Here is a 25,737-nt window from a genome sequence, read left to right as displayed (position 1 = left end):
CTTTCGCTTCAACCGAGGCGCGCATTCTACGCTTTCCTCAGTGTCTGTCAAGCGTTTATTTTGAAGTTTTTCAGAATTTCTCTTTCAACTTCAACCGCTTAACTCGCTGCGATCTCTCGTCAGCGGGAGGCGAATTCTACAGCGTTTCAATCCGCTGTCAACCACCTTTTTCACCACTGCCGATCTTTCGATCGAAGCCCCCTCCGGTACTACCTGGAACATCTAACTCATTGAATCTCAAGGAGTTTTCCGTTCCGACTGCGCCGGAAGTGGGGCGAATTATAGAGAGATCTGCAGGGGCGTCAAGCATTTATTTCGAATTTGTTTCAGAGAGCGTGTTCTAGCTATATATAGCAAGCTGCAAGTCAAATCCGGCGCACCGCACCCAACTTGCAGCCCATAGCCTTAAGCCGCCCGCTACTCGGCTTTAAGGGTGATACGCGCAAAGGCTTTCTTACCCGCCTGGCAAACATGCGTAGCGCCCAGTGCAAATACGAAACCACGATCAACCACTTCGCCATCAACCTTAACGCTGCCTGCAGCCAGCAGGTCGCGCGCAGCCGCCGAGTTCTTCACCAGGCCCGCCTTATTAAGGACAGCCGAGATTGGCATCTCTTCACTGCCCAACACTTCGATCTCTGGCAGATCTTCAGGCAGCTCGCCTTCCTTCATGCGATTGCCCGCTGCACGATGGGCGTTGGCTGCCGCTTCTTCGCCATGGAAACGCGCCACGATCTCCTCGGCCAGCTTGATCTTGATGTCGCGCGGGTTTGCGCCAGCAGCCACATCGGCACGGAATGCATCGATCTCTTCCATCGAGCGGAAGCTCAACAGCTCGAAGTAACGCCACATCAACGTATCCGGGATCGACACCAGCTTGCTGTACATAACCCCCGGCGCTTCCTGGATACCGACGTAGTTACCCAGCGACTTGGACATTTTCTTGATGCCATCCAGCCCCTCGAGCAGCGGCATGGTCACGATGTTCTGCGCTTCCTGCCCATAGGCACGCTGCAATTCACGCCCCATCAGCAAGTTGAACTTCTGATCGGTACCACCCAGCTCGACATCCGCCTTGAGCGCCACCGAGTCGTAGCCCTGTACCAGCGGGTAGAGAAACTCGTGAATGGCAATCGGCTGATTGGTGGTGTAGCGCTTGTCAAAGTCATCACGCTCGAGCATGCGCGCAACGGTGTACTGCGAAGCCAGGCGAATGAAGTCGGCCGGCGTCAGCTTGTCCATCCAGGTGGAGTTGAAGGCAACCTCGGTCTTGGCCGGGTCGAGAATCTTGAACACCTGCTGTTTATAGGTCTCAGCGTTATCCAGCACCTGCTCGCGGGTCAGCGGCGGGCGCGTGGCGCTCTTGCCACTCGGATCGCCGATCATGCCGGTGAAGTCGCCGATCAGGAAGATGACCTGATGCCCCAGCTCCTGGAACTGGCGCAGCTTGTTAATTAGAACGGTATGGCCCAGATGCAGGTCGGGTGCAGTCGGGTCAAAGCCCGCCTTAATCCGCAGCGGCTGCCCGCGCTTGAGCTTCTCAACCAACTCGGACTCTACCAGTACCTCTTCCGCACCACGCTTGATCAGCGCTAGCTGCTCTTCAACCGACTTCATAACAGACCCGCAAGGCTCAGATTCAAAGGGACCCAACCATACAAGATCAGCCATCAATTACAAGTTTTTGCCCCGGATGTGACCCCGTAGCCGACTGATGACGTCTGCGCGCTTGCGCCAGGATGGATTTGGTTATATTTTATACAGTTATTTCATCTTCATCATGTCATTCATCTTTTCCAATTCATCTATTTCAAAGTCAATTCATCTATGACCAACGAACCGCCTAAAGCGCCCCCGCTTTATCCGAAGAGCCATCTGTTGGCCGCCAGCGGCATCGCCGCCCTACTCAGCCTGGCCTTGCTGGTGTTTCCATCCAGCGAGGTAGAAGCCAAGAAAACCACCCTTAACCTTGAACTGGAAAGCCCTGCCGACCAGCTCAAGCAAGAACCGGATGCGCCGCTGACGCAAAGTGCGGATGCTTCCAGTGACTCTCCGTTCGCCCAGATCGACAACAGTGCAGCACCGACCGAGGAGACCGCCAAGGTTGAGTCGGTTCCAGCTCCAGCAGCTACCCCTGCCAAGGATCCGAGCCACCGTGAAGTGACCGTGAGCCGCGGCGACACGCTGTCGACCCTGTTTGCCAAAGTCGGGCTGCCAGCGGCTGCCGTGCATGAGGTGCTGGCGAGCAACAAGCAGGCCAAGCAGTTCAGCCAGCTCAAAAGCGGCCAGGTGCTGCAGATCGAGCTGGATAAAGACGGCCAACTGGCCAGCCTGCACAGCAAGGTCAGCGACCTGGAAACCATTCGCCTGACCAAAAGCGCAAACGGTTACGCATTCAACCGCGAAATCAGCAAGCCGGTCGTCCGTTCCGCCTATGCCCATGGCGTAATCAAGAGCTCACTGTCTGCATCCGGCCAGCGTGCCGGCTTGCCGCACAGCCTGACTATGGACCTGGCACGCATCTTTGGCTACGACATCGACTTCGCCCAGGATATTCGCCACGGCGACGAGTTCGACGTGATCTATGAGCAGAAGGTCATGGATGGCAAAGTGGTGGGCAACGGCAACATCATCTCTGCCCGCTTCACCAACCGCGGCAAGACCTTCAGCGCGATCCGCTACACCAACAAGCAAGGCAACACCAACTACTACACAGCTGACGGCAACAGCATGCGCAAGGCCTTCATCCGTACCCCGGTTGACTTTGCCCGCATCAGCTCGCGCTTTTCTGCCGGACGCAAGCACCCGATCCTCAACAAGATCCGCGCTCACAAAGGCGTCGATTACGCCGCACCACGCGGTACGCCAATCAAGGCAGCGGGTGACGGTAAGGTGCTGCTCGCCGGTCGCCGTGGTGGCTATGGCAATACCGTGATCATTCAGCACGGCAACCGCTACCAGACGCTGTACGGCCACATGCAGGGCTTCGCCAAAGGCGTCAAGACCGGTAGCTCGGTCAAGCAGGGCCAGGTCATCGGTTACATCGGCACCACCGGCTTGTCCACCGGGCCGCACCTGCACTATGAGTTCCAGGTTAATGGCGTTCACGTCGATCCGCTGGGGCAAAAGCTGCCTATGGCCGACCCGATCGCCAAGGCCGAACGCCAGCGCTTCCTGCAGCAAAGCCAACCATTGGTGGCGCGCATGAACCAGGAAAAAGCCACCCTGCTTGCTTCGAACAAGCGCTGAACCATGGCTCTTTATCTGGGGGTGATGTCCGGGACCAGTCTCGATGGCCTGGACATCGCCTTGATCGAACAGACCCAACACACGCGGCTGCTGGCTACGCATTACACGCCTATGCCTGCCAGCCTGCGCCAGGACCTGCTTGACCTCTGTTCCAGCGGACCTGACGAAATAGCCCGTGCCGCGATTGCCGAAAACCAGTGGGTTGCGTTGGCCGCAGAGGGTATCGAGCAGTTGTTGGCCGCACAGCAACTTGCCCCGGCGGACATTCGCGCCATTGGCAGCCATGGCCAGACCATCCGCCATGAGCCGGCACGCCGCTTTACCGTACAGATCGGCAACCCGGCACTGCTCGCCGAGCTCAGTGGCATTTGTGTAGTGGGTGATTTTCGTCGACGCGATGTTGCTGCAGGCGGCCAGGGTGCCCCCTTGGTCCCGGCGTTCCATGAAGCCTTGTTCGAGCATCAAGGACAGCGCCTGGCGGTTCTGAACGTAGGCGGCTTCAGTAATCTCAGCCTGATCGAGCAGGACAAACCCGTCAGCGGTTTCGACTGCGGCCCGGGCAATGTTTTGCTCGATGCCTGGATTCACGAGAAACAAGGTCACACTTACGACCGTAATGGCGCCTGGGCTGCCAGCGGTCAAGTGAACGCTGCGTTGCTTGGCGCCCTGCTCAGTGATCCGTTCTTCGCCGGCACCGGGCCGAAAAGCACCGGACGCGAAGTCTTCAACCTGCCATGGCTCAAGCGCCACCTGGGTACGCAACCGGCAATCGCCGATGCCGATGTCCAGGCCACCTTGCTGGAGCTTTCCGCCCACAGCATTGTCGGCTCTCTGCGTACCGCCCAGAAGGACACCCAGGCCCTGCTGGTGTGTGGCGGTGGCGCTCATAACAGTGCGCTGATGCAGCGCCTGGGTACCCTGCTACCGGGCACCCGGGTCAGCAGCACCGCCAGCCATGGTATTGACCCGGACTGGGTTGAAGCGATGGCCTTTGCCTGGCTAGCACATTGCTGCCTGGAAGCGATTCCCGGCAACCGGCCGAGCGTCACAGGCGCCCGTGGCCTGCGCGTGCTTGGCGCTATCTACCCCGCCTGATGCCACACAGCAAAACGCCGCACATAAGCGCGGCGTTTTGTGGTGCAACCTGCCCTGCGATCAGATCGAGAACGACGAGCCGCAACCACAGGTGGTGGTGGCGTTTGGGTTCTTGATGACGAAACGCGAGCCTTCCAGGCCTTCCTGGTAATCCACTTCGGCTCCTGCCAGGTACTGGAAACTCATCGGATCGACCACCAGGGCCACGCCTTCGCGCTCGACGATGGTGTCATCTTCAGCGACATCTTCATCGAACGTGAAACCGTATTGAAAACCCGAGCAACCGCCACCGGTCACGAATACTCGCAACTTCAGGCGATCATTGCCTTCTTCATCGACCAGGGTCTTCACCTTGTGCGCTGCACCCTCAGTGAACTGCAATGCCACAGGGGTGAAGGATTCGACGCTCATGCTGACTATCTCCCGGCGCTATGCCGCCATAATGCGTGATGACGCGCATTATCCGCTTCTCCGAGAAAATCGGTCAACAATTGTGCGGCTTTCGTCTCGGTGATTCGTCCAGAAACAAAAAGACCCGCACCAGGCGGGTCCGTTTCAACCGCTGCGCTTAGGGCAGCAGGCCGGCATGCGAAAGCCCCATGCGCTCATCCAGGCCGAAAAGGATGTTGAGGTTCTGCACCGCCTGGCCAGACGCACCTTTGACCAGATTGTCGATCACCGACAAGACGACGACAAGGTCGCCATCCTGCGGCCGATGCACGGCAATACGGCAAACGTTGGCACCGCGCACACTGCGGGTTTCCGGATGGCTGCCAGCCGGCATCACGTCGACGAACGGCTCATCCGCATAACGCTTCTCGAACAGCGCCTGCAGGTCAACCGAGGTGTCGGCAACCGTCGCGTACAAGGTCGAATGGATGCCGCGGATCATGGGCGTCAGGTGCGGTACGAAGGTCAAGCCGACGTCACCACCGGCAGCGCGGCGCAGGCCCTGGGTAATTTCCGGTAGATGGCGATGCCCTTTAACGGCGTAGGCCTTCATGCTCTCGCCGGCTTCGCAGAACAGCGAACCAACAGAAGCACCGCGTCCGGCACCGCTGACACCCGACTTGCAGTCGGCGATCAGGCGCGAAGCATCAGCAATGCCGGCCTCCAGCAGCGGCAGGAAACCCAGTTGGGTTGCGGTCGGGTAACAGCCCGGTACGGCGATCAGACGCGCCTGGCGAATTTGCTCACGATTGACTTCCGGCAAGCCATAGACGGCATCTTTGAGCAGCTCCGGTGCACCGTGAGGCTGCCCGTACCACTTGGCCCACTCGTCGGCGTCTTGCAAACGGAAGTCAGCGGACAGGTCGATGACCTTGGTGCCTGCCGCCAGCAACTCACCTGCCAGGGCATGAGCGACGCCATGCGGCGTAGCGAAGAACACCACGTCGCAAGCCGCCAGGGTTTTTACGTCCGGCACGCTGAACGCCAGGCCGTCGTAGTGGCCGCGCAGGTTCGGGTACATGTCAGCCACCGCCAGACCGGCTTCGGAGCGTGAGGTAATCACCGCCACTTCCGCCTGTGGATGCTGTGCCAACAGACGCAGCAGTTCGACCCCGGTATAACCCGTGCCGCCAACGATACCGACCTTGACCATAACGCGTGCCCCTTATCAACGAACCAACAGGAAAGGCCACGATAATAGGGGCCCTGAAACACGCCCACAACTGTTGAGATGGCCCGCCACGCGCCTAGCCTCTACTATCTGACGACCGTGAACCCTGAAGGAACTCAACTCGATGCTTTTTCTCTGGATCAAAGCGCTGCACATCGTCAGCGTGGTCTGCTGGTTTGCCGGGCTGTTCTACCTGCCCCGTCTGTTTGTCTACCACGCGCAAAGTCAGGACAGCATCAGCCAGGAGCGCTTCGTGACCATGGAGCGCAAGTTGTATCGCGGCATCATGGGGCCCGCCATGATTGCGACATTTGTCTTCGGCATCTGGCTGCTGAGCCTGACACCAGGCTTTCTTAGCCAGGGCTGGATGCACGCGAAACTCACCCTGATTGTATTGCTGACCGGCTACCACCACATGTGTGGCGCCCAGCTCAAACGTTTCGCCCGCGGCGAAAATACCCGCAGCCACGTCTTCTATCGCTGGTTCAATGAAGTACCGGTTCTGATCCTCCTCGCCATCGTAATTCTGGTGGTGGTCAAACCGTTCTAACCTCAAACACCACTGCACCTCGGGAAACCTGCCATGTCCTTGCCTGCCCTGCTCGAACAACGTTTGCGTCTGCCGGTGGTTGCGGCGCCCATGTTTCTGATCTCCAACCCGCAGTTGGTCCTGGCGTGCTGCGCCAACGGTGTGGTGGGCAGTTTCCCGGCCCTGAACCAGCGCGACAGTGCCGGGTTCAAGGCCTGGCTGGAAGAGATAGAAGCCGGTCTCGCTCAGCTGACCAACCCGGCACCCTACGCGGTCAACCTGATTGTTCACCCGAGCAACCCGCGCCTTGAGGCTGACCTGGCGATCTGCGTCGAACATAAAGTGCCGATCGTGATCACCAGCCTTGGCGCGGTGAAAGAGCTGGTCGACACCGTGCACAGTTACGGCGGGCTGGTGTTCCACGATGTGACAACCCGCCGTCACGCAGAAAAGGCTGCGCAAGCGGGTGTGGATGGCCTGATCGCCGTTGCTGCTGGTGCTGGCGGGCATGCCGGTACCTGGAGCCCGTTTGCGCTGATCGCCGAGATCCGTCAGTTCTTCGACAAGACCCTGCTGCTGGCCGGCTGCCTGAATCGAGGACACGAGATCCTCGCTGCGCAGTTACTGGGCGCAGACCTTGCCTACCTCGGCACCCGCTTCATCGCCACCGACGAGAGCCGTGCGCCCGATGGCTACAAAGAAATGGTGCTGGACGCCAAGGCAGCCGATATCATCCACACCGCCGCGGTTTCCGGTGTGCCTGCAAGCTTCATGCGCCAGAGCCTGGAAAACGCCGGCTTCGACATGGCAGCCCTGCGCGGCAATGTCGAAACCAAGCTCAAACCCATTCACGACGAGGCCAAGGCCTGGAAAACGGTCTGGTCCGCTGGACAAGGCGTTGGTGCCATCGATGCGGTGTGCTCGACCGAGCAACTAATCGCGCGTCTGGAGGCCGAGTACCGTCAGGCGCAAGCCTCGGCGTACCAGCTGAGCCAGCGCCGGCCTACGTGACTCCTGTAAACTGAACACTTTTACCTCGACTGGAGAGTTGCATGTCCCGTTACGCCATGATCACCGGTGCCTCCAGCGGTTTGGGCCTGGCACTGGCCGAAGCACTGGCACGCCGTGGACGCAACCTGATCCTGGTAGCCCGCCAACGTGATGCGCTGGAACCCATCGCCATCGAGTTGACCCAGCGCTTTGGCGTCGAGGTACTGTTTCGTGCCTGCGACCTCGGCGAGCCGCTACGGCTGTCGGGGTTCCTGCTCGAGCTCGAAGAAAGCGAACGTCAGATCGATCTGTTGGTGAACTGCGCCGGCATCCGCTCTTACGGCCCCTTTCTGGCCCAGGAGTGGGCCGACGAGCAAGACCTTATCGAGGTCAACATCCTCGCGTTAACGCGCTTGTGCCACGCCCTTGGCAATGCCATGGCCGTGCAGGGCGGCGGGCAGATCCTCAATGTCGCCTCGCTTGCCGCCTTCGCGCCCGGCCCGTGGATGACCAGCTACGCCGCCAGCAAGGCTTATGTGCTGCATTTCTCCGAAGGCCTGCGCGAGGAGCTCAAGCGCACGGGGATAAAAGTGTCCGTACTTTGCCCCGGCCCGGTTCGCTCGCCACTTCGGCGCATTCCTCGCCTGGAAAAAGGCCAGCGCAGCCTGAGCCCGGAAGAAGTCGCCCTGTATACCGTCCGTGCCCTGGACAAGAACCGGGCGCTGATCATCCCGGGGCGGCGCAACCGCTGGCTGGCCTTCAGCCCGAGGCTGCTTGCACGCTGGATGGCGCGCAAGCTGGCGGGCGCCATCAATCAGGCCTATTGCCCGCGCTAAACGCGGGGGGACTGGGCGCAGCCACCCAGCCTGAGTACACTCAGGCCCGATCCCTCTCATGGAGCAACCGCAGTGGAAACTCTGTTCACCAAGATCATCAACCGGGAAATCCCGGCCAAGATCATCTACGAGGACGACCAGGTACTGGCCTTCCACGATATCGCCCCACAGGCGCCGGTGCATTTTCTGGTCATTCCGAAAAAGCCGATCCGCACGCTCAATGACCTGACCGAAGACGACAAGGGCCTGGCTGGACACATCCTGTTCACTGCTCAGCGTCTGGCCAAGGAACTGGGCTGTGAAGACGGTTTCCGCGTGGTGATGAACTGCAATGAACTGGGTGGCCAGACGGTCTACCATATTCACATGCACGTACTGGGTCAGCGTCAGATGCACTGGCCGCCGGGCTGATCCAGGGCAAGCCCGATCACCCTGATTGCGGTAAACTGTCGGGCACATTCTTGCGGAGGTGCCCGATGGCTACCGAACGTCACTACTCGCCGCTCGACCGCTTGTTGCTGCAAGCCGATACAGCGATGCGCACCTTGCTCCCCTTCAGCGGCCAACCTTCCCGCCCCTCGCCGGCTATCATTCAGCCGGATGTCACCCTGGACGACTCGCAGACCCGCCACGTGGCCGGGCTGATGCGTATCAACCATACCGGTGAAGTCTGCGCCCAGGCGCTGTATCAGGGCCAGGCACTGACGGCCAAGCTGCCCCAGGTACGCAAGGCCATGGAGCATGCCGCCGAGGAAGAAATCGACCACCTGGCCTGGTGTGAACAACGCATTCGTCAGTTGGGCAGCCACCCAAGCGTGCTCAATCCGCTGTTCTACGGAATGTCATTCGGCATCGGCGCACTGGCCGGTATGGTCAGCGACAAGGTCAGCCTCGGCTTCGTTGCCGCCACTGAGCATCAGGTATGCAAACACCTGGATGAGCACCTGGAACAAATCCCGGCTGAAGACGAAAAGTCGCGAGCCATTCTCGAACAGATGCGCGTCGATGAAGAGCAACATGCCGACTCAGCCCTGGAGGCTGGCGGCTTCCGCTTCCCTGCACCCGTGCGCTTTGGCATGAGCCTGATGGCCAAGGTCATGACCAAGAGCACCTACCGAATCTAGGACACGCCATGACAGAACGCTTCGATGCCAAGGACCTGGCCCGCGCCGTCAGCGCCGGCGTTCTGAACCCGGGCCAGGATCAGGCCCTGCTTGAGTTTCTCAAGCGCCAGCCGACAACCCGGGCCAGCTTCCAGCTGGCCCACGTTGCCTTTTACTTCGGCGCCTTGCTGATCATAGGGGCTATGGGCTGGTTGCTCAGCGAAGCCTGGATGCGCATTGGTGACAGCGCACTGCTGTTGATCGCCTTGATGTATATCGTCGGCCTTACTCTCGCCGGCCTGCTGATGCAGCGCCGTGGCCAACTTATCCCTGCAGGAATGTTCGGCGCCGTTGCCGTCAGCATCGTGCCGCTGGCGGTATTTGCCGTGGAGCGGCTTACCGGTTTCTGGCCGCTGGACGACAGCCAAAGCAAGTATCACAACTACTACACGTATGTGCAGGGCGGCTGGTTGCTGATGGAAGCCGTCACCGTGGTTGCCGGCTTGCTGATGCTGCGCCTGATCCCCTTCCCTTTCATCGTCATGCCAATTGCCGGGGCGCTGTGGTTCATGTCCATGGACCTGAGCGAATGGTTCTACGGCGATACCTTCAACTGGGACCAGCGCCTTACCGTGTCGCTGTGGTTCGGTCTGGCAATGCTTGTGGTGTTTCTGCTGGTTGATGGTCGCACCGAACAGGATTATGCCTTTTGGGGTTACCTGGCCGGGCTGCTGGCTTTCTGGCTGGGGCTGAGCCTGATGGAGAGCGACAGCGAACTGAACAAGGCCCTCTATTGCCTGATCAACCTGGGCCTGATGGGAGTGGCGGTACTACTGCGCAGGCCGCTGTTCATGGTCTTCGGTGCCCTGGGCGTGGCAGCGTACCTGGGTTACCTGTCGTACGAGGTGTTTGCCGATTCGCTGCTGTTTCCGCTGGTGCTGACCGTGATCGGTCTGGGCGTAATTGGCCTGGGCGTCGTGTACCAGAAGCATCGCGAAGCACTGAGCGCACGCTTGCGTGCGCAGCTGCCTGATTGCCTGTTGCAGTGGCTACCAGGGCTTCGCCGTTGAAAACCTGGCATTACCTGCATGAAAAAGGGGCCTTGAAGGCCCCTTTTTTTCAACCGAGTTCGACGATCTCATAGCTGTGGGTGATTTCAACACCCGCCCGTCCGAGCATGATCGATGCCGAGCAGTATTTCTCTGCTGACAGCTCCACAGCACGCTTGACCTGCGCATCCTTGAGCCCGCGGCCCTTGACGACGAAGTTCAGGTGAATCTTGGTAAACACTTTCGGGTCCTCGCTGGCGCGCTCAGCCTCAAGGAAGGCTTCGCAGCTTTCCACTGCCTGGCGGGATTTTTTCAGGATGCTGACTACATCGAAGTTGCTGCAGCCACCCAGACCCAGCAGCAGCATTTCCATGGGCCGCACGCCCAGGTTACGGCCGCCGGCCTCGGGAGGACCGTCCATGACCACGACATGGCCACTGCCCGATTCGCCCAGAAACATGGCTTCACCTGCCCACTGGATACGCGCCTTCATCTTCCGGACTCCCTTGCTTTGAAAAAGGCTGCCAGCTTAGACCCAGAAGGCCCGGTGGAAAAGCTCAAGCGTGCGAGTAAATCTGCCGATATATGTACAGGTGTCTGATAAGCTGACGCCAAATCGCTGGCGCTTCACGCCAGACTACCTATAAAAGTGTTAAAGCGTCGCCTTTTACCGGAACTCAGCCATGGTTGCATCAGCCCTTTCAGCCAAGATCAAGAATATCGACAAGTTGCTCGCGCATTGCCAGCGTCGTCGCTACGCGGCCAAGAGCAATATTATCTGCGCCGGCGACAAGGCCGAGACTTTGTCCTTTATCGTAAAAGGCTCGGTGACGATCCTGATCGAAGACGATAATGGCCATGAAATGATCATTGCCTACCTCAACAACGGCGATTTTTTTGGCGAGCTGGGGCTGTTCGAGCCGGTCGGGCAGGAGCATCAACGCAGTGCCTGGGTACGGGCAAAGAGCGAATGTGAAGTAGCAGAAATCAGCTACGAAAAGTTCCGTGAGCTGGCACGCCTGGACCCGGACATTCTTTATGCCCTGGGCAGCCAGATGGCCCAGCGCCTGCGCAACACCACACGCAAAGTCGGCGACCTGGCGTTTTTTGATGTCACCGGTCGCGTTGCGCGCTGCTTGCTGGAGCTGTGCAAACAACCCGACGCCATGACGCACCCCGATGGCATGCAGATCAAGATTACGCGCCAGGAGATCGGTCGTATTGTTGGCTGTTCACGGGAAATGGTCGGCCGCGTACTCAAGGATCTTGAAGAACGCAGCCTGGTTCATGTCAAAGGCAAAACCATGGTGGTATTCGGCACCCGCTAATCGCGGGCGATACCATTGATGACATCGGCATAGGCCTGACCAAGGCGCTCGAGCAACGGCGCCTCGGGCACCACTTCGTGCAGGGCGATATGACTATCGGCCTGGCAGCGTTGCTCGATCTCGCAACATTCATTGAAGCGATTGACCGCCGCAACCATCGACTCGCGCTCGTTCTCCAGCAACAGCGCACCGTGCACCAGCACTACCGGGCGTTTGCCGGCCAGCCCCTGGCGCCAGCGCTGCGCCGTGCCAACCAGCTTGCGGCCATTCAGGTTGACGTTGTAGCGGCCGTCGCAAAACGCGCCTTCGATTTCGCCCACCGAGGCCTGCCCCCCCCACTCGCGCAACACGTCGCACAGTGGCAGGCACAGTCGTTCATAAGCATTTTCGATACGGCCGTGATCGCCTTCGCTGCGAGGTGCCACGTAGATCAGCGCAATGTTGATAACCGCTGGTGACTGCGGCACGGGTTCACCACCGGTTTCGCGCAACAGCACCGGCCAGCCGGCGATGGCCAATTCGGCGCAAGCGCCTTCGAAACCATCCAGACGGCTCATGCGCCGCGGCATGACCAAGGCGTGATCGGTCGGACGCCAGAACAAAACGCCGTGGCTCTTTTCGCCCTTGCACACGGCCGCCAACAACTCTTGTTCGGCTTGCAGGCCAGCCTCGACAGTCACTTCCATTAATTGATCAGTCATCGCAATAACCTTATGGGTACAAAAAAGCCGGCATCGCCGGCTTCAGAGTCAGATCAGTCCAGCCCAGGCACCAGATTCTGCACAACGCGCTCAGGGAAGAACAGGCGCTGCAACTCAAGCCCGGGGTGCTCGGCGCGCATGAACGCTTCACCGACCAGGAACGAATAAACCTCATTGATTTCCATCAGCTCGACATCAGCACGGTTGAGGATGCCACTCTCGGTGATGGCCAGGCGATCCCGAGGGATGCGTGGCAGCAGATCAAGCGTGGTTTCCAGGCTGACTTCGAACGTATGCAGGTTGCGGTTGTTGACGCCGACCAGCGGGGTGTCGAGGATTGTCAGCGCTCGCTCCAGCTCATCGCCGTCATGGACTTCGACCAGCACATCCAGACCCACGCCTTTCGCCGTGGCAGCCAACTCGGCCATCTTCACATCGTCCAACGCCGAGACAATCAGCAGTACACAATCTGCGCCCAGTGCACGGGCTTCAACGATCTGGTAGGGATCGATCATGAAGTCCTTGCGGATCACCGGCAACTTGCAGGCAGCACGGGCTTGCTGCAGGTAGGCATCGGCGCCCTGGAAGTAGTCGATGTCGGTCAGTACCGACAGGCAGGTCGCGCCGCCCTTCTCATAGCTGACAGCAATGTCGGCCGGCACGAAGTTCTCACGGATCACGCCTTTGCTCGGCGACGCCTTCTTGATTTCGGCGATTACGGCAGGCTGCTTGCGCTTGGCTTGCTCGATCAGGGCATTGGCGAAGCCACGCGGCGCATCGGCAGCGGCAGCCAGACGCTCAAGCTCGGCCAGGCTGACCCGGGCACTGCGTTCGGCAACTTCCTCGACCTTGCGTGCCAGAATGTTTTCCAGAACTGTCGGCACACTCATCCTTCATTCTCCTGCTTGAATACGGCGGTGAAAGCGCCCAGTTCTTCGAGTTTTTCCCGGGCTAGGCCGGTGTGCAGTGCGTCGTGGGCAAGCTCGACACCTTGCTTGAGGGTCATCGCATGGTCAGCAGCGTACAACGCAGCACCGGCGTTGAGCACGATCATCTCTGCTGCTTTCTGGCCATACTCGGTCTTGCGTCGACCCAGAGCATCGCGAATCAGCTCCAGCGATTTGGCCGGGCTCTCGACAGCCAGACCATGCAAGCTCTGGCTCTTCATGCCGAGGTCTTCCGGCTCGACCCAATACTCGGTGATCTGATCATTCTTAAGCTCGGCAACAAAGGTTGGCGCCGCCAGGCTGAACTCGTCCAGACCATCCTTGGAGTGCACCACCAGCACATGCTTGCTGCCCAGACGCTGCAGCACTTCGGCCAGGGGCCGGCACAGGGCCTGGGTGAACACACCCACCACCTGGTGTTTGACACCGGCCGGATTCGTAAGCGGGCCGAGCATGTTGAACAGGGTCCGCAGCCCCAGGTCGCGACGAGGACCGGCAGCGTGTTTCATTGCCTTGTGGTGCGTCTGGGCAAACATGAAGCCTATGCCGACGCTGTCGATACAACGAGCGACCTGCACCGGCGTCAGGTTCAGGTAGATGCCGGCCGCTTCAAGCAGGTCTGCACTACCGCTTTTACCCGAAACCGCACGGTTACCGTGCTTGGCAACAGTGCAGCCTGCGGCGGCAACAACAAACGCCGAGGCGGTAGAAACGTTGAAAATGTTGGCGCCGTCACCACCGGTACCCACCACATCAACCACGTTGTCGAGGGTGTTGAGTTCGACCTTGTCGGCCAACTCGCGCATCACCGACACCGCACCGACGATTTCATCGATGCTTTCGCTCTTCATGCGCATGCCCATCATGAACGCGCCGATCTGCGCCTCACTGCATTGGCCGGTCATGATTTCGCGCATCACATCGCGCATTTCCTCGGTGCTCAAGTCCAGGTGGCCGACGATGCGGCTGAGCGCGCTTTTGATATCCATGATCAATCCTTAACGGCGGCCGCCGGTTTGCTTGAGGAAGTTGGCGAACAGCTCGTGGCCCTGCTCGGTGAGGATCGATTCTGGGTGGAACTGCACCCCTTCGATGTTCAGTGTCTTGTGGCGCAGGCCCATGATCTCGTCGACCGAGCCGTCCTCAAGGGCCGTCCAGGCAGTCAGCTCCAGGCACTCGGGCAAGGTTTCGCGCTTGACCACCAGCGAGTGGTAGCGAGTCACAGTGAGCGGGTTGTTGAGGCCGGCGAACACGCCTTGGTCCTTATGGAAGACCGGGCTGGTCTTGCCGTGCATGACCTGGCGCGCACGCACCACATCACCGCCAAACGCCTGGCCGATGGACTGGTGGCCCAGGCAAACGCCGAGAATTGGCAGCTTGCCGGCAAAGTGCAGAATGGCCTCGATGGACACACCGGCTTCGGTTGGCGTGCACGGACCTGGGGAAACCACGATACGCTCGGGGTTCAGGGCTTCGATCTGGGCGATGGTCAGTTCGTCGTTGCGAATGACCTTGACCTCTGCACCCAGCTCGCCGAGGTATTGCACGACGTTGTAGGTGAAGGAATCGTAGTTGTCGATCATCAGTAACATCTGGGTTCAACCTCTTGCATCTACTGACTTTAATGACATGCCTTGCGCGTAATTGACGTACGCGGACCGCGCTGTGTGCGACGGTGATGGCCGAATGCAGTGACAGCTACAGCGGTTTGAAAAGGCAAAGCGGAACTGGGCCGGGAAAACCGGCAGGAGATAAAGTCAGGCGCGCCAACGCCAACGGGCGTGGGCCTTGATAACGCGCATCAAGAGTTTGCTGACGATCAACACGGGGTAGGTCTCATTCATACGTTCCCGCACAGTAGCCTACCGGCGCGGTCCACGCAATATGACCGAGGCATGCCGAAACGCTTTAGCGATGGAAGACGCGCGGAATGTTTTGCTAACGTCTAAATGCTTTATCCGATAACAACAACGAAAAAGGATCTTTGCGATGTTGAAAGCGCGCATTCTGTTGCCCTGTGCTCTCTCCCTTCTGACCCTGGCCTGCGCCAGCGCCCATGCAGCCCCCTCACCGTACTCGACCTTGATCGTCTTCGGCGACAGCCTTGCCGATGCCGGGCAGTTCCCCGACAGCAACGGCCCGGCGGGCTCTGGTCAGCGCTTTACCAACCGGGTGGGGCCAACCTACGGCAATGGCGAAGCCTTCGGCGCGGTTTCGCCGATGTTGCTGGGGGCGAAACTGGGGGTTGCCCCGGCTGACCTGGGCGCATCGACCTCACCGGTCAATGCCGCACTCGGACGCCCTGACGGAAACAACTGGGCGGTGGGCGGCTACCGCACCGACCAGATTCTCGACTCGATCACTGGTACCTCGGACGTCGTCATTCCACCCGGCAACCCTGGCGCCGGCACTGTACTGCGCGAGCGTCCGGGCTATCTGGCTGGAGGCCTGCGCGCCGACCCCAACGCGCTTTATTACCTCACCGGTGGCGGCAATGACTTCCTACAGGGGCAAATCACCAGCCCGGCCACCGCCGCTGCTGCCGCCAACCGCCTGGCCACCAGCGCCCAGGCCCTGCAGCAGGGCGGCGCACAGTACATCATGGTCTGGTTGTTGCCCGACCTTGGCCTGACTCCGGCGATAAACGGCACGCCGCAGCAAGGCCCGGCCTCGCAGCTAAGCAGCATTTTCAACCAGCAACTGATCGGCCAGTTGCGCCAGATCGATGCGCAAGTCATACCGCTCAATGTGCCCTTGCTGCTGCAGGAAGCCCTGGCTACCCCGGCGCAGTTCGGCCTGGCTACCGGGCAGAACCTGGTGGGCACCTGCTTTAGCGGCAACGGCTGCGTGCAGAATGCAACCTACGGCATCAACAGCGCCACGCCCGACCCGAGCAAACTGCTGTTCAACGATTCGGTTCATCCCACCAGCGCCGGGCAGGACCTGATCGCCGACTACGCGTTCTCGATCCTCTCCGCCCCCAGGGAACTGACACTGCTACCAGAAATGGCCCACGCCAGCCTGCGCGCCCACCAGGATGAACTGCGCAACCAGTGGCAAGGCCGCTGGCAACCGGTCGGACAATGGCAGGCCATCGTTGCTGCCGGTGGGCAAGACCTGGATATCGACAGCCAACGCAGCTCGGCCAGCGCCGACGGCCATGGCTACAACCTGACACTAGGCGGCAGTTATCGTCTGGATGATGCCTGGCGTGTTGGTGTCGCCACCGGCGTTTACCAGCAAAAGCTCGAAGCTGGCGAACAAGACTCCGATTACAAGCTCGACAGCTACCTGGCCACCGCTTTCGTGCAGTTTCAGCAGAATCAGTGGTGGGCGGACGCCGCATTGACCGGCGGCCACCTGGACTACAGCGACCTGAAGCGCACCTTCGCCCTGGGCGTGAACGATCGCAGTGAGAAAGGTGATACCGATGGCGAGCTGTGGGCGTTTGCTGCGCGCCTGGGATACGACCTGGCAGCACCCGGCAGCCAATGGAGCCTGTCGCCCTTTGTCAGCGCCGACTATGCGCGGGTGAAAGTCGATGGCTATGCGGAAAAGGGCACCCGCGCCACGGCCTTGAGCTTTGATGACCAGGACCGTGAATCGCGACGCCTGGGCCTGGGCCTGCAGGGCAAATACCAAGCTGCGCCTGACACCCTGTTGTTCGCCGAAGCGGCTCACGAACACGAGTTCGAAGACGACCGCCAGGACCTGAGCATGCACCTCAACAGCCTGCCCGGTAACGACTTCACCCTGACCGGCTACACCCCGCAAAGCAATCTGAACCGGGCAACTCTGGGCTTGAGCCAGACACTGGCACCAGGGCTGGCCCTGCGCGGCAGTTATAACTGGCGCAAGAGTGACGAGCTGACCCAACAAGGGATCAACCTGGCATTGAGCCTGGACTTCTAGAGGAGGGAAAAGGCGCCCGCCCCAAGCGGGCGCCATGGGCCAGGCTCAGCTGCGCGGGGTCTGCTCGGCCAGCGCCACGGCGCGGAACATCGCGCGGCGCTTGTTGATGGTCTCTTCCCACTCAAGTGCCGGCACCGAGTCGGCAACAATGCCGCCACCAGCCTGCACATGCAGCTCGCCGTCTTTGATCACCGCCGTACGGATGGCAATCGCGGTGTCCATGTTGCCGTTCCAGGCAAAGTACCCCACCGCGCCGCCGTAGACGCCGCGCTTGACCGGTTCCAGCTCGTCGATGATTTCCATGGCGCGGATCTTCGGTGCGCCAGACAAAGTGCCAGCCGGCAGGATCGCACGCAGCGCGTCCATGGCGCTGAGGCCCTGCTTCAGCTCACCGGTGACGTTGGAAACGATGTGCATGACGTTGGAATAGCGCTCGATCACCATTTTCTCGGTGACCTTGACCGAGCCCGTCTCCGAGACCCGACCAGCATCGTTGCGTCCCAGGTCGATGAGCATCAGGTGCTCGGCGATTTCCTTGTCATCGGATAGCAGGTCTTCTTCCAGCGCACGATCAGCCTCTTCGTTGGCGCCTCGCGGACGGGTACCGGCGATCGGGCGTACGGTGACCATGTTGTCCTCGACCCGAACCAGCACTTCCGGCGAACTGCCGACGACATGGAAGTCGCCGAAGTTGAAGAAGTACATGTACGGCGTCGGGTTGAAGCAGCGCAGCGCCCGGTACAGGTCGATCGGCGCGGCCTTGAAGTCGATGGACATGCGCTGCGACGGCACTACCTGCATGCAGTCGCCAGCCAGGATGTATTCCTTGATGGTATCGACCGCACGCTCGTAGTCGCTTTGGGTGAAGCTGGAGCGGAACGTAGGCTCGGCCGCTTGCGGGCCGCCCAACTCGAGACCGCGACGTGGCGTAATCGGCTGACGCAGTTGTTCGAGCAGCTCGTCGAGGCGCGCCAGACCGTTCTCGTAGGCGTTTTCCTGGCCCGGGTCGGCCAGCACGATCGCATGCATCTTGCCGGCCAGGTTGTCGAACACCACCACGGCATCGGAGACCATCAGCAAGATGTCCGGTACACCCAGCGGATCCGGGTTCGGGCACTTGCCCAGACGCTTCTCGACATAGCGCACGCAGTCATAGCCAAAGTAGCCGACCAGGCCACCGTTGAAGCGCGGCAAGCCGGCAATGGTCGGCACCTGATAGCGCTCTTTGAACGCTTCGACGAAGGCCAGTGGGTCTTCCACTTCATGTTGTTCGATCAGCTCACCGTCGTGGGTGATCCGTACCTGGTGATCGTGCACACGCAATACGGTGCGGCACGGCAGGCCGATGATCGAGTAACGCCCCCACTTCTCCCCGCCCTGCACCGACTCGAGCAGGTAGGAGTTGGCCTGGTCGGCCAGTTTCAGGTAGATCGACAGCGGCGTGTCGAAGTCGGCCAGGGTCTCGCAGGCCAGGGGAATGCGGTTGTAGCCGGCAGCGGCCAGGCGCAGGAATTCTTCGCGGGTCATGATAGCCTCGTGGCAAGCAGCAAATTGGTTTCAAACAGGCAAACAGGCCGGCAACCGCCGGCAGAGAAAAGTCAGGCGCGCCAACGCCAACGGGCCAGGGCCTTGATGACTTTCATCCAGAGTTTGCCGGTAACCGCCACGATGGAATCTCGATCTGAGGGGGATTGAACGTCCGCCAACGTTATCCCAGTGGCCGTATCTAAGCAACCAGGCAACAACGCACGCAGATCGTCGATCACCAGGCACGGCCCTTCTTCGCTGATCGGTCGACCGTGGTTGTAGCCGTAGGAAAGGCCCACGCACTTGACCCCGGCAGCTTTGGCCGCCAGCACGTCACTGCGCGAATCGCCGACGAACAAAGCCTGTTCGGCCGGCACGCTGGCCATCTTCATGACAAACAAAAGCGCTGCAGGATCGGGCTTTTTCTGCGGCAGCGTGTCACCGCCGATGATCCAGCGAAAATAACGACCGATCTTCATCTGGTCGAGCAGAGGGCCAACAAAGCGCTCCGGCTTGTTGGTAATCAGCGCCATCTCGACACCCTGCTTGTACAGCCACTTGAGCGTGTCACGCACACCGGGGTAGACCACAGTCAGCTGATGGTTGTCGGCATAGGCCTGCATGAACAGCGCCAAACCCTTTTCGGCTTCATCCTCATCAACGCCGGCATGCTCAAGACCACCTGCCAGCGCCCGGCGCACGAGCACCGGGGCACCATTGCCGACCCAGTGGCGCACCGCCTCAAGGCCTGCGGGCTGACGCCCCATTTCGAGCAGCATGTGATCCACGGCGGCGGCCAGGTCCGGCACCGAATCGATCAGGGTACCGTCCAGGTCGAACATCACCAGCTTGGGCAATGCACCGGGAAACAGCTGCTCGAAGCCACTCATGGGCGGGCCAGGGCCAGTTCGGCATGCATCTTGGCAATGACTTCCTCGTAGTTCGGCGTGTTGAAGATTGCCGAGCCTGCAACGAAGGTGTCTGCACCAGCGGCAGCAATTTCGCGGATGTTGTTCACATTCACCCCACCATCGATTTCCAGGCGGATGTCACGACCACTGGCGTCGATCAGCGCGCGGGCTTCACGCAGCTTGTCGAGGGTACCTGGAATGAATTTTTGACCACCGAACCCTGGGTTGACGCTCATCAACAGGATCATGTCGACCTTGTCCATCACGTACTTGAGGGCATCGAGCGGCGTTGCCGGGTTGAACACCAGGCCGGCCTTGCAGCCGCCGTCACGGATCAACTGTAGTGAACGATCGATGTGCAGGGTGGCTTCCGGATGGAAGGTAATGTAGCTGGCGCCCGCTTCGATGAAGTCACCGATGATACGGTCGACCGGGCTGACCATCAGGTGCACGTCGATCGGGGCGGTGATGCCGTACTTGCGAAGTGCGGTACACACCATCGGGCCGATGGTCAGGTTCGGCACGTAATGGTTGTCCATCACGTCGAAGTGAACAATGTCGGCACCGGCGGCCAGCACATTATCGACTTCTTCGCCCAAGCGAGCGAAATCGGCAGAAAGAATCGAGGGGGCAATAGCGTAGGGCTGCATGGCGCACCTGTTGGCAGAATCACGGTGGTGCGCATTGTACCTCAGGCAAGCGATCAGGGGCTGACCGGTATCAAAAGCCTACCGGAGCCCCTGCAGTCGTCTGGCCATCAGGCCGGCTGCTGGGTACGCAGCTTCTCGCTGCGCCCGCGCAACCATTCCAGGGTCAGCAACAGCACCACCGAGAACGCGATCAACAAGGTTGCCGCAGCGGCTATGGTCGGGCTGAGGTTTTCACGGATACCGCTGAACATCTGCCGTGGCAGGGTCGCTTGCTCGGGGCCGGCGAGGAAGAGTGTCACCACCACTTCGTCGAACGACGTGGCGAAGGCAAACAAGGCACCGGAAATCACCCCCGGGGCAATCAGCGGCAGGGTCACCCGACGAAAGGTCGTCAGTGGCGAAGCACCCAGGCTGGCAGCCGCACGCACCAGGTTGTGGTTAAAGCCCTGCAAGGTCGCCGACACGGTGATGATGACGAACGGTACGCCCAGTACCGCATGCACCAGAATCAGAGAGATGAAGCTGTTACCAAGGCCCAGCGGCGCAAAGAACAGGTAACTGGCCACACCGATAATGACCACCGGCACCACCATCGGCGAAATCACCAGGGCCATGATCAGCGACTTGCCGGGGAAGTCGCCGCGGGTCAGGCCGATCGAGGCCAGGGTGCCGAAAATCATCGCCAGCACGGTGGCAGCCGGGGCGACGATGATGCTGTTCTTCAGTGCCCGCATCCACTCGGCCGAAGCAAAGAAGTCGTGGTACCACTGCAGCGAAAAACCTTGCAGCGGGTACACCAGAAAGCTGCCGGAGTTGAACGACAACGGAATGATCACCAGCACCGGCAACACCAGGAACAACAGGATCAGCCCGCAGAGGATGCGCAAGCTGTAGAACCAGACCCGTTCGACGGGCGACATGTAAGGGCTCAGCATGACAGCACTCCTCAGCTCAGGCGCAGGCGGCTGGCGCCGACCAGCCAGCTATAGATCAGGTACAGCAACACGGTAGCCAGCAGCAGCAACCCGCCCAATGCGGTGGCCATGCCCCAGTTGATGCTGGTGTTGGTATAGAACGCTACGAAGTAGCTGACCATCTGGTCGTTCGGGCTGCCCAGCAAAGCCGGGGTGATGTAGTAACCGATGGCCAGGATGAACACCAGCAGGCAGCCCGCCCCCACGCCAGCGTAGGTTTGCGGGAAATACACCCGCCAGAAGCTGGCGAATGGGTGACAACCAAGCGAGATCGCCGCACGCATATAAGTCGGCGAGATGCCCTTCATCACGCTGTAGATCGGCAGGATCATGAACGGCAGCAGAATGTGGACCATGGAGATGTACACACCGGTACGGTTGAACACCAGCTCCAGTGGTTTGTCGATAATGCCCAAGGCCATCAGCGCACTGTTGATCAGCCCGCCTGACTGCAGCAACACGATCCAGGCCGCGACCCGCACCAGGATCGACGTCCAGAACGGCAGCAGCACCAGAATCATCAGCAGGTTGCTCTGCCGGGTCGGCAGGTTGGCCAACAGGTACGCCAACGGATAAGCCAGCACCAGACAGATGGCGGTGATGACGAAGCCCATCCACAGCGTGCGGGTGAAGATATCCAGGTAAATAGCCTGGTCCGGGGTAGCCTTGGCCAGCTCACCGAGGTCATCGATACGATGATCCAGCGCTGCCAGCAGGTAAAACGGTGTGACGCTACTGGTATTACGGCGGATGGCCTGCCAGTAGGCCGGATCACCCCAGCGCTCATCCAGTTCCTGCAGGGCTTCCTTATAAGAAGCCGGCTCGGCCTTGAATGGCAGGGCTCGGGCGGTTTTTGCCAACAGGCTGCGGTAGCCAGCCAGCTCCATGTTCAGGCGTTTGGAGGTGTCACCCAGCGTCTGGTTCTTGCGCGCCTGGCCAAGGTCTTCACTCAATGCCTTGTACACCGGTTCACCGGGCAGGCCCTTGCCGTCCCACTGCGTGACCGCCACAACGGTTTGCGGCAAGCCCGTGACAACCTCGGGGTTGCCGACACTCTTGTAGAGCAACGCGGCGATAGGCACCAGGAAAACCAGCAGCAGGAACAACGCCAATGGCGCAATCAGGGCTTGCGCCTTCCAGCGGTTGACCCGTTCGGCACGCGCCAGGCGCTGCTTGAGTGTAGAACCGGCGCCTTCATTCAGGGGCACTGCGATGGCCATAGCGAACTCCGAAATCTTGAGAACAAGAAGCGTCGGCAGCGTGCCGACGCTCCATCAGCCGACCTTACTTGGCAGCCCAGGCGTTGAAGCGTTGCTCCAGTTGCTCGCTGTTATCGGCCCAGAAGGCCACATCGATTTGCACCTGGTTGGCAATGTTTTCCGGGGTGGTCGGCATGTCTTTCTTGACCTCGGCGGACAGCAGATCCACGGCTTTGGCATTGGCCGGACCGTAAGCGATGTTTTCCGAGTAGGTTTTCTGTTGTTCGGGTTTGACCGAATAGGCAATGAACTTCTTCGCCTCTTCGACGTTCTTCGCGCCCTTCGGAATGGCCCAGGCGTCAAAGTCGTAGATACCGCCGTTCCACACGACTTTCAGGTTGCTCTCTTTCTGTACCGCAGCGATCCGGCCGTTGTAGGCCGAGCTCATGACCACGTCACCCGAGGCCAGGTACTGCGGCGGCTGGGCGCCGGCTTCCCACCACTGGATGCTTGGCTTGAGTTCGTCGAGTTTCTTGAACGCGCGATCCTGGCCTTCTTTGGTGCCGAGCACCTTGTAGACGTCCTTCGGTGCGACACCGTCGGCCATCAGGGCGAACTCCAGGGTGTACTTGGCGCCCTTGCGCAGGCCGCGCTTGCCCGGGAACTGCTTGGTGTCCCAGAAGTCAGCCCAGCTGGTCGGCGCGGTTTTGAGCTTGTCGGCGTTATAGGCCATCACTGTGGACCATACGAAGAAGCCTACGCCACACGGCTGGATGGCGCCCGGGACATAGTCGCCCTCATTGCCGAACAGCGCAGGGTCCAGCTCTTCGAACATGCCTTCGTCACAACCACGGGCCAGCTCAGGCGACTCAACTTCAACCAGGTTCCAGGACACGCTCTTGGTGTCGACCATGGCTTTGACCTTGGCCATTTCGCCGTTGTATTCGCCCGCTACGATTTTGCCGTTGCCTGCCTTTTCCCATGGTTCGTAGAACGCTTTGGTCTGGGCGGCCTTGTTGGCACCGCCAAAGGAAATCACGGTCAGATCAGCCGCCGCCATGGCCTGGCCCGCCGCAAACAGCCCCAGAGTCAGAGCGGTCAACTTCAAGTGCTTGAGCATTATTATTCTCTCCACAGTACAGGGTTGGTGAAGCAAACCTTCAATTGGCTTCCAGGATCGGGTCGAGCGCGCGCGCGTGCTCCACCTCCCAGCCAAGCGGTACCACATCGCCCACGGCCAGGGCCGGGTCGAGTTCGGCAATCGGCTGCTTCACGAAGAAATCGGCCTTGCCGCAGACTTCCAGGCGAACCCGTACGTGGTCGCCCAGATAGATGAATTCAGCCACCCGCCCGGAGAAGCGGTTTACACAGCTTTCGCTGTGACCGTTCAGACGTACGCGCTCCGGACGGATCGACAGGGTGACCGGTTCGCCACTTTCACCGACATTGACTGCCAGTGCCTCGACCTTCTCACCGCGAGGCAGCTGCACCAGGCAGCGCTCACCGTCCTGACTGATCAGACGGCCATTGATGCGGTTGTTTTCGCCGATGAAGTTGGCCACGAAGGTATTCTTCGGTTCTTCATATAGGGTGCGCGGGTCTGCAATCTGCTGGATTTCGCCCTGATGGAAGACCGCTACCCGGTCCGACATGGTCAGCGCTTCGCCCTGGTCGTGGGTGACATACACCACCGTGACACCCAGACGCTGGTGCAGGTGCTTGATCTCCATCTGCATGTGTTCACGCAGTTGCTTGTCGAGGGCGCCGAGCGGTTCGTCCATCAGCACCAGCTGCGGCTCGAACACCAGCGCCCGCGCCAGTGCCACACGCTGCTGCTGGCCGCCGGACAGTTGACCGGGGTAGCGCTTGGCGAAGGCCTCGAGCTGCACCATGTTCAGCACGCGCTTGACCCGCTCGCTGATGTCGGTCTTGCTCAGGTTGCGCACACTCAACGGAAAGGCCAGGTTCTCGGCCACGGTCATGTGCGGGAACAGCGCATAGTTCTGGAACACCATGCCGATATCGCGCTTGTGCGGCGGCACGTTGTTGATCGAGCGCCCGGCCAGCTGGATTTCGCCGGCAGTCGGCGTCTCGAAGCCGGCCAGCATCATCAGGCTGGTGGTCTTGCCGGAGCCGGACGGGCCGAGCAAGGTCAGGAATTCGCCTTTGCGAATATCCAGGTTGAGGTCTTTGACGATCAGCGACTCGCCGTCATAGCTCTTCTGCACACCGCGGAAGCTGACCAGCACTTCGCCGGCTGCAGCGCTCGAATTCACCTCACTCATACCTGTACCTTCTTGTTGGATGACTGCCGTGTTTACAGCCTAGTGAAGGTGCCGATCGACGCAAATCGGGGGCGGAGAGAGATTGGTATCAGCAGGATGGAAGGCTTGGGGTAGGGATTGCCCTACAAGGATGGCGTTTTTGGGTACGACATCGCGAGGCAAGCTCGCTCCCACAGCCCCGCGATGTCGTAAACAGAACATTCAGAGCAATTTGTGCTCCATGGCGTACTTCACCAACTCCGCCAGCGAGTTCACATTGAGCTTCTGCATCAAACGCGCTTTGTGGGTGCTGATAGTCTTGTTGCTCAGCGCCAGCTGCTGTGCAATGTCGTTGACATTGGCGCCCTGGGCCAGGCGCTCGAACACCGAAAACTCACGCTCGGACAGCAGCGAATGCAATGGGCGGGCGTCAGTCAAACCAACCTCAAAGACCATCCGGTCAGCCAGATCGGGATCAATGTAGCGACCGCCGCCGGCGACCCGCCGGATCGCCGTCAGCAGCAACGCAGGATCACTGTCCTTGGTCGCATAGCCGGCAGCCCCCACCTTCAGCGCCCGCGCGGCCATTTGCGCCTCGTCGTGCATCGACAGCACCAGGATCGCTGGCGGATTGCTCAAGGCACGAATCCGTGGAATGGCCTCAAGGCCATTGACCCCGGGCATGGAGATATCCAGCAATACCACTTCGCAGTCGGTATGGCGCAATGCGTCGAGCAGTTGCTCGCCGTTACCGGCCTCGCCCGCTACTTGCATGTCCTTGGCCAGCCCAATCAGTTGCTTGATGCCTTCGCGAACGATGGTGTGGTCTTCGGCAACCAGAACTCGAATCAC

The 25,737-nt window shown here is 60.2% G+C and carries 26 protein-coding genes and 1 pseudogene; 11 read left to right on the top strand and 16 right to left on the bottom strand.

The window, feature by feature from the left end; translation table 11 throughout:
- Positions 1 to 344 (top strand): annotated as a pseudogene (locus DM813_RS28550) (hypothetical protein); the annotation flags it as partial.
- A 73-nt stretch (positions 345 to 417) separates the two neighbouring features.
- Here the strand turns inward: DM813_RS28550 and tyrS are convergent.
- Positions 418 to 1,617, bottom strand: a complete 1,200-nt coding sequence (gene tyrS / locus DM813_RS11225; protein WP_128323468.1) for a tyrosine--tRNA ligase — start codon at positions 1,615 to 1,617, stop codon at positions 418 to 420.
- A 210-nt stretch (positions 1,618 to 1,827) separates the two neighbouring features.
- On the opposite strand from tyrS, the gene DM813_RS11215 reads away from it, so the two are divergent.
- Together DM813_RS11215 and DM813_RS11210 are read left to right on the top strand one after the other, a co-directional pair.
- Positions 1,828 to 3,249 carry a peptidoglycan DD-metalloendopeptidase family protein gene (locus DM813_RS11215; protein WP_128323467.1) on the top strand — a complete coding sequence of 474 codons (1,422 nt, stop codon included), beginning with the start codon at positions 1,828 to 1,830 and terminating at the stop codon, positions 3,247 to 3,249.
- A 3-nt stretch (positions 3,250 to 3,252) separates the two neighbouring features.
- Entirely contained in the window at positions 3,253 to 4,344 is a 1,092-nt protein-coding gene (locus tag DM813_RS11210) for an anhydro-N-acetylmuramic acid kinase (RefSeq protein ID WP_128323466.1), read from the top strand.
- Positions 4,345 to 4,404: 60 nt separating this feature from the next.
- On the opposite strand, the gene erpA is transcribed toward DM813_RS11210, so the two are convergent.
- Both erpA and argC read right to left on the bottom strand, forming a co-directional pair.
- A complete protein-coding gene (gene erpA, locus DM813_RS11205) occupies positions 4,405 to 4,755 on the bottom strand; it encodes an iron-sulfur cluster insertion protein ErpA (RefSeq protein ID WP_010221479.1) in 351 nt (116 codons plus the stop codon).
- A 157-nt stretch (positions 4,756 to 4,912) separates the two neighbouring features.
- Positions 4,913 to 5,947 carry an N-acetyl-gamma-glutamyl-phosphate reductase gene (gene argC / locus DM813_RS11200; protein WP_128323465.1) on the bottom strand — a complete coding sequence of 345 codons (1,035 nt, stop codon included), beginning with the start codon at positions 5,945 to 5,947 and terminating at the stop codon, positions 4,913 to 4,915.
- Between the two features lie 142 nt (positions 5,948 to 6,089).
- Here argC and hemJ point away from each other — a divergent pair, with 142 nt between their 5' ends.
- From hemJ to DM813_RS11170, 6 genes are all read left to right on the top strand, one after another.
- Positions 6,090 to 6,515 carry a protoporphyrinogen oxidase HemJ gene (gene hemJ, locus DM813_RS11195; RefSeq protein WP_128323464.1) on the top strand — a complete coding sequence of 142 codons (426 nt, stop codon included), beginning with the start codon at positions 6,090 to 6,092 and terminating at the stop codon, positions 6,513 to 6,515.
- A gap of 33 nt (positions 6,516 to 6,548) precedes the next feature.
- Positions 6,549 to 7,505, top strand: a complete 957-nt coding sequence (locus tag DM813_RS11190; protein ID WP_128323463.1) for an NAD(P)H-dependent flavin oxidoreductase — start codon at positions 6,549 to 6,551, stop codon at positions 7,503 to 7,505.
- Positions 7,506 to 7,546: 41 nt separating this feature from the next.
- Positions 7,547 to 8,320: an SDR family NAD(P)-dependent oxidoreductase gene (locus DM813_RS11185; protein ID WP_128323462.1), complete on the top strand. Its 774-nt coding sequence runs from the start codon at positions 7,547 to 7,549 to the stop codon at positions 8,318 to 8,320.
- A gap of 72 nt (positions 8,321 to 8,392) precedes the next feature.
- Entirely contained in the window at positions 8,393 to 8,731 is a 339-nt protein-coding gene (locus DM813_RS11180) for a histidine triad nucleotide-binding protein (protein WP_038606110.1), read from the top strand.
- 65 nt (positions 8,732 to 8,796) lie between these two features.
- A complete protein-coding gene (coq7, locus tag DM813_RS11175) occupies positions 8,797 to 9,444 on the top strand; it encodes a 2-polyprenyl-3-methyl-6-methoxy-1,4-benzoquinone monooxygenase (RefSeq protein ID WP_128323461.1) in 648 nt (215 codons plus the stop codon).
- A gap of 8 nt (positions 9,445 to 9,452) precedes the next feature.
- Positions 9,453 to 10,493 (top strand): DUF2157 domain-containing protein, encoded by a 1,041-nt coding sequence (locus tag DM813_RS11170; protein WP_128323460.1) that lies wholly within the window; start codon positions 9,453 to 9,455, stop codon positions 10,491 to 10,493.
- Between the two features lie 49 nt (positions 10,494 to 10,542).
- On the opposite strand, the gene DM813_RS11165 is transcribed toward DM813_RS11170, so the two are convergent.
- Positions 10,543 to 10,965, bottom strand: coding sequence for an OsmC family protein (locus DM813_RS11165; protein ID WP_038616192.1), 423 nt, complete (start codon positions 10,963 to 10,965; stop codon positions 10,543 to 10,545).
- Positions 10,966 to 11,155: 190 nt separating this feature from the next.
- Here DM813_RS11165 and crp point away from each other — a divergent pair, with 190 nt between their 5' ends.
- Positions 11,156 to 11,800, top strand: a complete 645-nt coding sequence (gene crp / locus DM813_RS11160) for a cAMP-activated global transcriptional regulator CRP (RefSeq protein WP_128323459.1) — start codon at positions 11,156 to 11,158, stop codon at positions 11,798 to 11,800.
- Here crp and DM813_RS11155 read toward each other — a convergent pair.
- From DM813_RS11155 to DM813_RS11140, 4 genes are read right to left on the bottom strand one after another with little or no spacing between them, the layout of a single operon-like run.
- Positions 11,797 to 12,501, bottom strand: a complete 705-nt coding sequence (locus DM813_RS11155; protein WP_128323458.1) for a lipoate--protein ligase family protein — start codon at positions 12,499 to 12,501, stop codon at positions 11,797 to 11,799. The genes crp and DM813_RS11155 overlap by 4 nt on opposite strands.
- Before the next feature lie 53 nt (positions 12,502 to 12,554).
- On the bottom strand, positions 12,555 to 13,391 hold the full coding sequence (gene trpC / locus DM813_RS11150) for an indole-3-glycerol phosphate synthase TrpC (protein ID WP_128323457.1): 837 nt from the start codon (positions 13,389 to 13,391) through the stop codon (positions 12,555 to 12,557).
- On the bottom strand, positions 13,388 to 14,437 hold the full coding sequence (gene trpD, locus DM813_RS11145) for an anthranilate phosphoribosyltransferase (protein ID WP_128323456.1): 1,050 nt from the start codon (positions 14,435 to 14,437) through the stop codon (positions 13,388 to 13,390). The genes trpC and trpD overlap by 4 nt, the downstream gene beginning before the upstream one ends.
- Positions 14,438 to 14,446: 9 nt before the next feature.
- Positions 14,447 to 15,040 carry an aminodeoxychorismate/anthranilate synthase component II gene (locus DM813_RS11140; protein ID WP_128323455.1) on the bottom strand — a complete coding sequence of 198 codons (594 nt, stop codon included), beginning with the start codon at positions 15,038 to 15,040 and terminating at the stop codon, positions 14,447 to 14,449.
- A 400-nt stretch (positions 15,041 to 15,440) separates the two neighbouring features.
- Between DM813_RS11140 and estP the strand changes: the two genes are divergently transcribed.
- Complete coding sequence (gene estP / locus DM813_RS11135; protein ID WP_431311952.1) at positions 15,441 to 17,360, top strand: esterase EstP; 1,920 nt, start codon at positions 15,441 to 15,443, stop codon at positions 17,358 to 17,360.
- Between the two features lie 45 nt (positions 17,361 to 17,405).
- Here estP and trpE read toward each other — a convergent pair whose 3' ends face one another.
- The 8 genes from trpE to DM813_RS11095 form a co-directional block, all read right to left on the bottom strand.
- Entirely contained in the window at positions 17,406 to 18,887 is a 1,482-nt protein-coding gene (gene trpE / locus DM813_RS11130) for an anthranilate synthase component I (RefSeq protein WP_128323453.1), read from the bottom strand.
- Between the two features lie 71 nt (positions 18,888 to 18,958).
- A complete protein-coding gene (locus tag DM813_RS11125; RefSeq protein WP_128323452.1) occupies positions 18,959 to 19,777 on the bottom strand; it encodes a phosphoglycolate phosphatase in 819 nt (272 codons plus the stop codon).
- Positions 19,774 to 20,448, bottom strand: a complete 675-nt coding sequence (gene rpe, locus DM813_RS11120) for a ribulose-phosphate 3-epimerase (protein WP_128323451.1) — start codon at positions 20,446 to 20,448, stop codon at positions 19,774 to 19,776. The genes DM813_RS11125 and rpe overlap by 4 nt, the downstream gene beginning before the upstream one ends.
- 107 nt (positions 20,449 to 20,555) lie before the next feature.
- Positions 20,556 to 21,383, bottom strand: a complete 828-nt coding sequence (locus DM813_RS11115) for an ABC transporter permease (RefSeq protein ID WP_128323450.1) — start codon at positions 21,381 to 21,383, stop codon at positions 20,556 to 20,558.
- Positions 21,384 to 21,394: 11 nt separating this feature from the next.
- Positions 21,395 to 22,642, bottom strand: a complete 1,248-nt coding sequence (locus DM813_RS11110; RefSeq protein WP_128323449.1) for an ABC transporter permease — start codon at positions 22,640 to 22,642, stop codon at positions 21,395 to 21,397.
- 64 nt (positions 22,643 to 22,706) lie between these two features.
- Positions 22,707 to 23,741 carry an ABC transporter substrate-binding protein gene (locus tag DM813_RS11105; RefSeq protein ID WP_128323448.1) on the bottom strand — a complete coding sequence of 345 codons (1,035 nt, stop codon included), beginning with the start codon at positions 23,739 to 23,741 and terminating at the stop codon, positions 22,707 to 22,709.
- 40 nt (positions 23,742 to 23,781) lie between these two features.
- Positions 23,782 to 24,906 carry an ABC transporter ATP-binding protein gene (locus tag DM813_RS11100; RefSeq protein WP_128323447.1) on the bottom strand — a complete coding sequence of 375 codons (1,125 nt, stop codon included), beginning with the start codon at positions 24,904 to 24,906 and terminating at the stop codon, positions 23,782 to 23,784.
- Positions 24,907 to 25,107: 201 nt separating this feature from the next.
- A complete protein-coding gene (locus DM813_RS11095) occupies positions 25,108 to 25,737 on the bottom strand; it encodes a response regulator (RefSeq protein ID WP_128323446.1) in 630 nt (209 codons plus the stop codon).

This window comes from Pseudomonas alkylphenolica (assembly GCF_004025535.1).
In the GTDB taxonomy this organism is placed as follows: Bacteria; Pseudomonadota; Gammaproteobacteria; order Pseudomonadales; family Pseudomonadaceae; genus Aquipseudomonas; species Aquipseudomonas alkylphenolica_A.
This window is presented reverse-complemented; position numbering and strand designations above follow the sequence as displayed.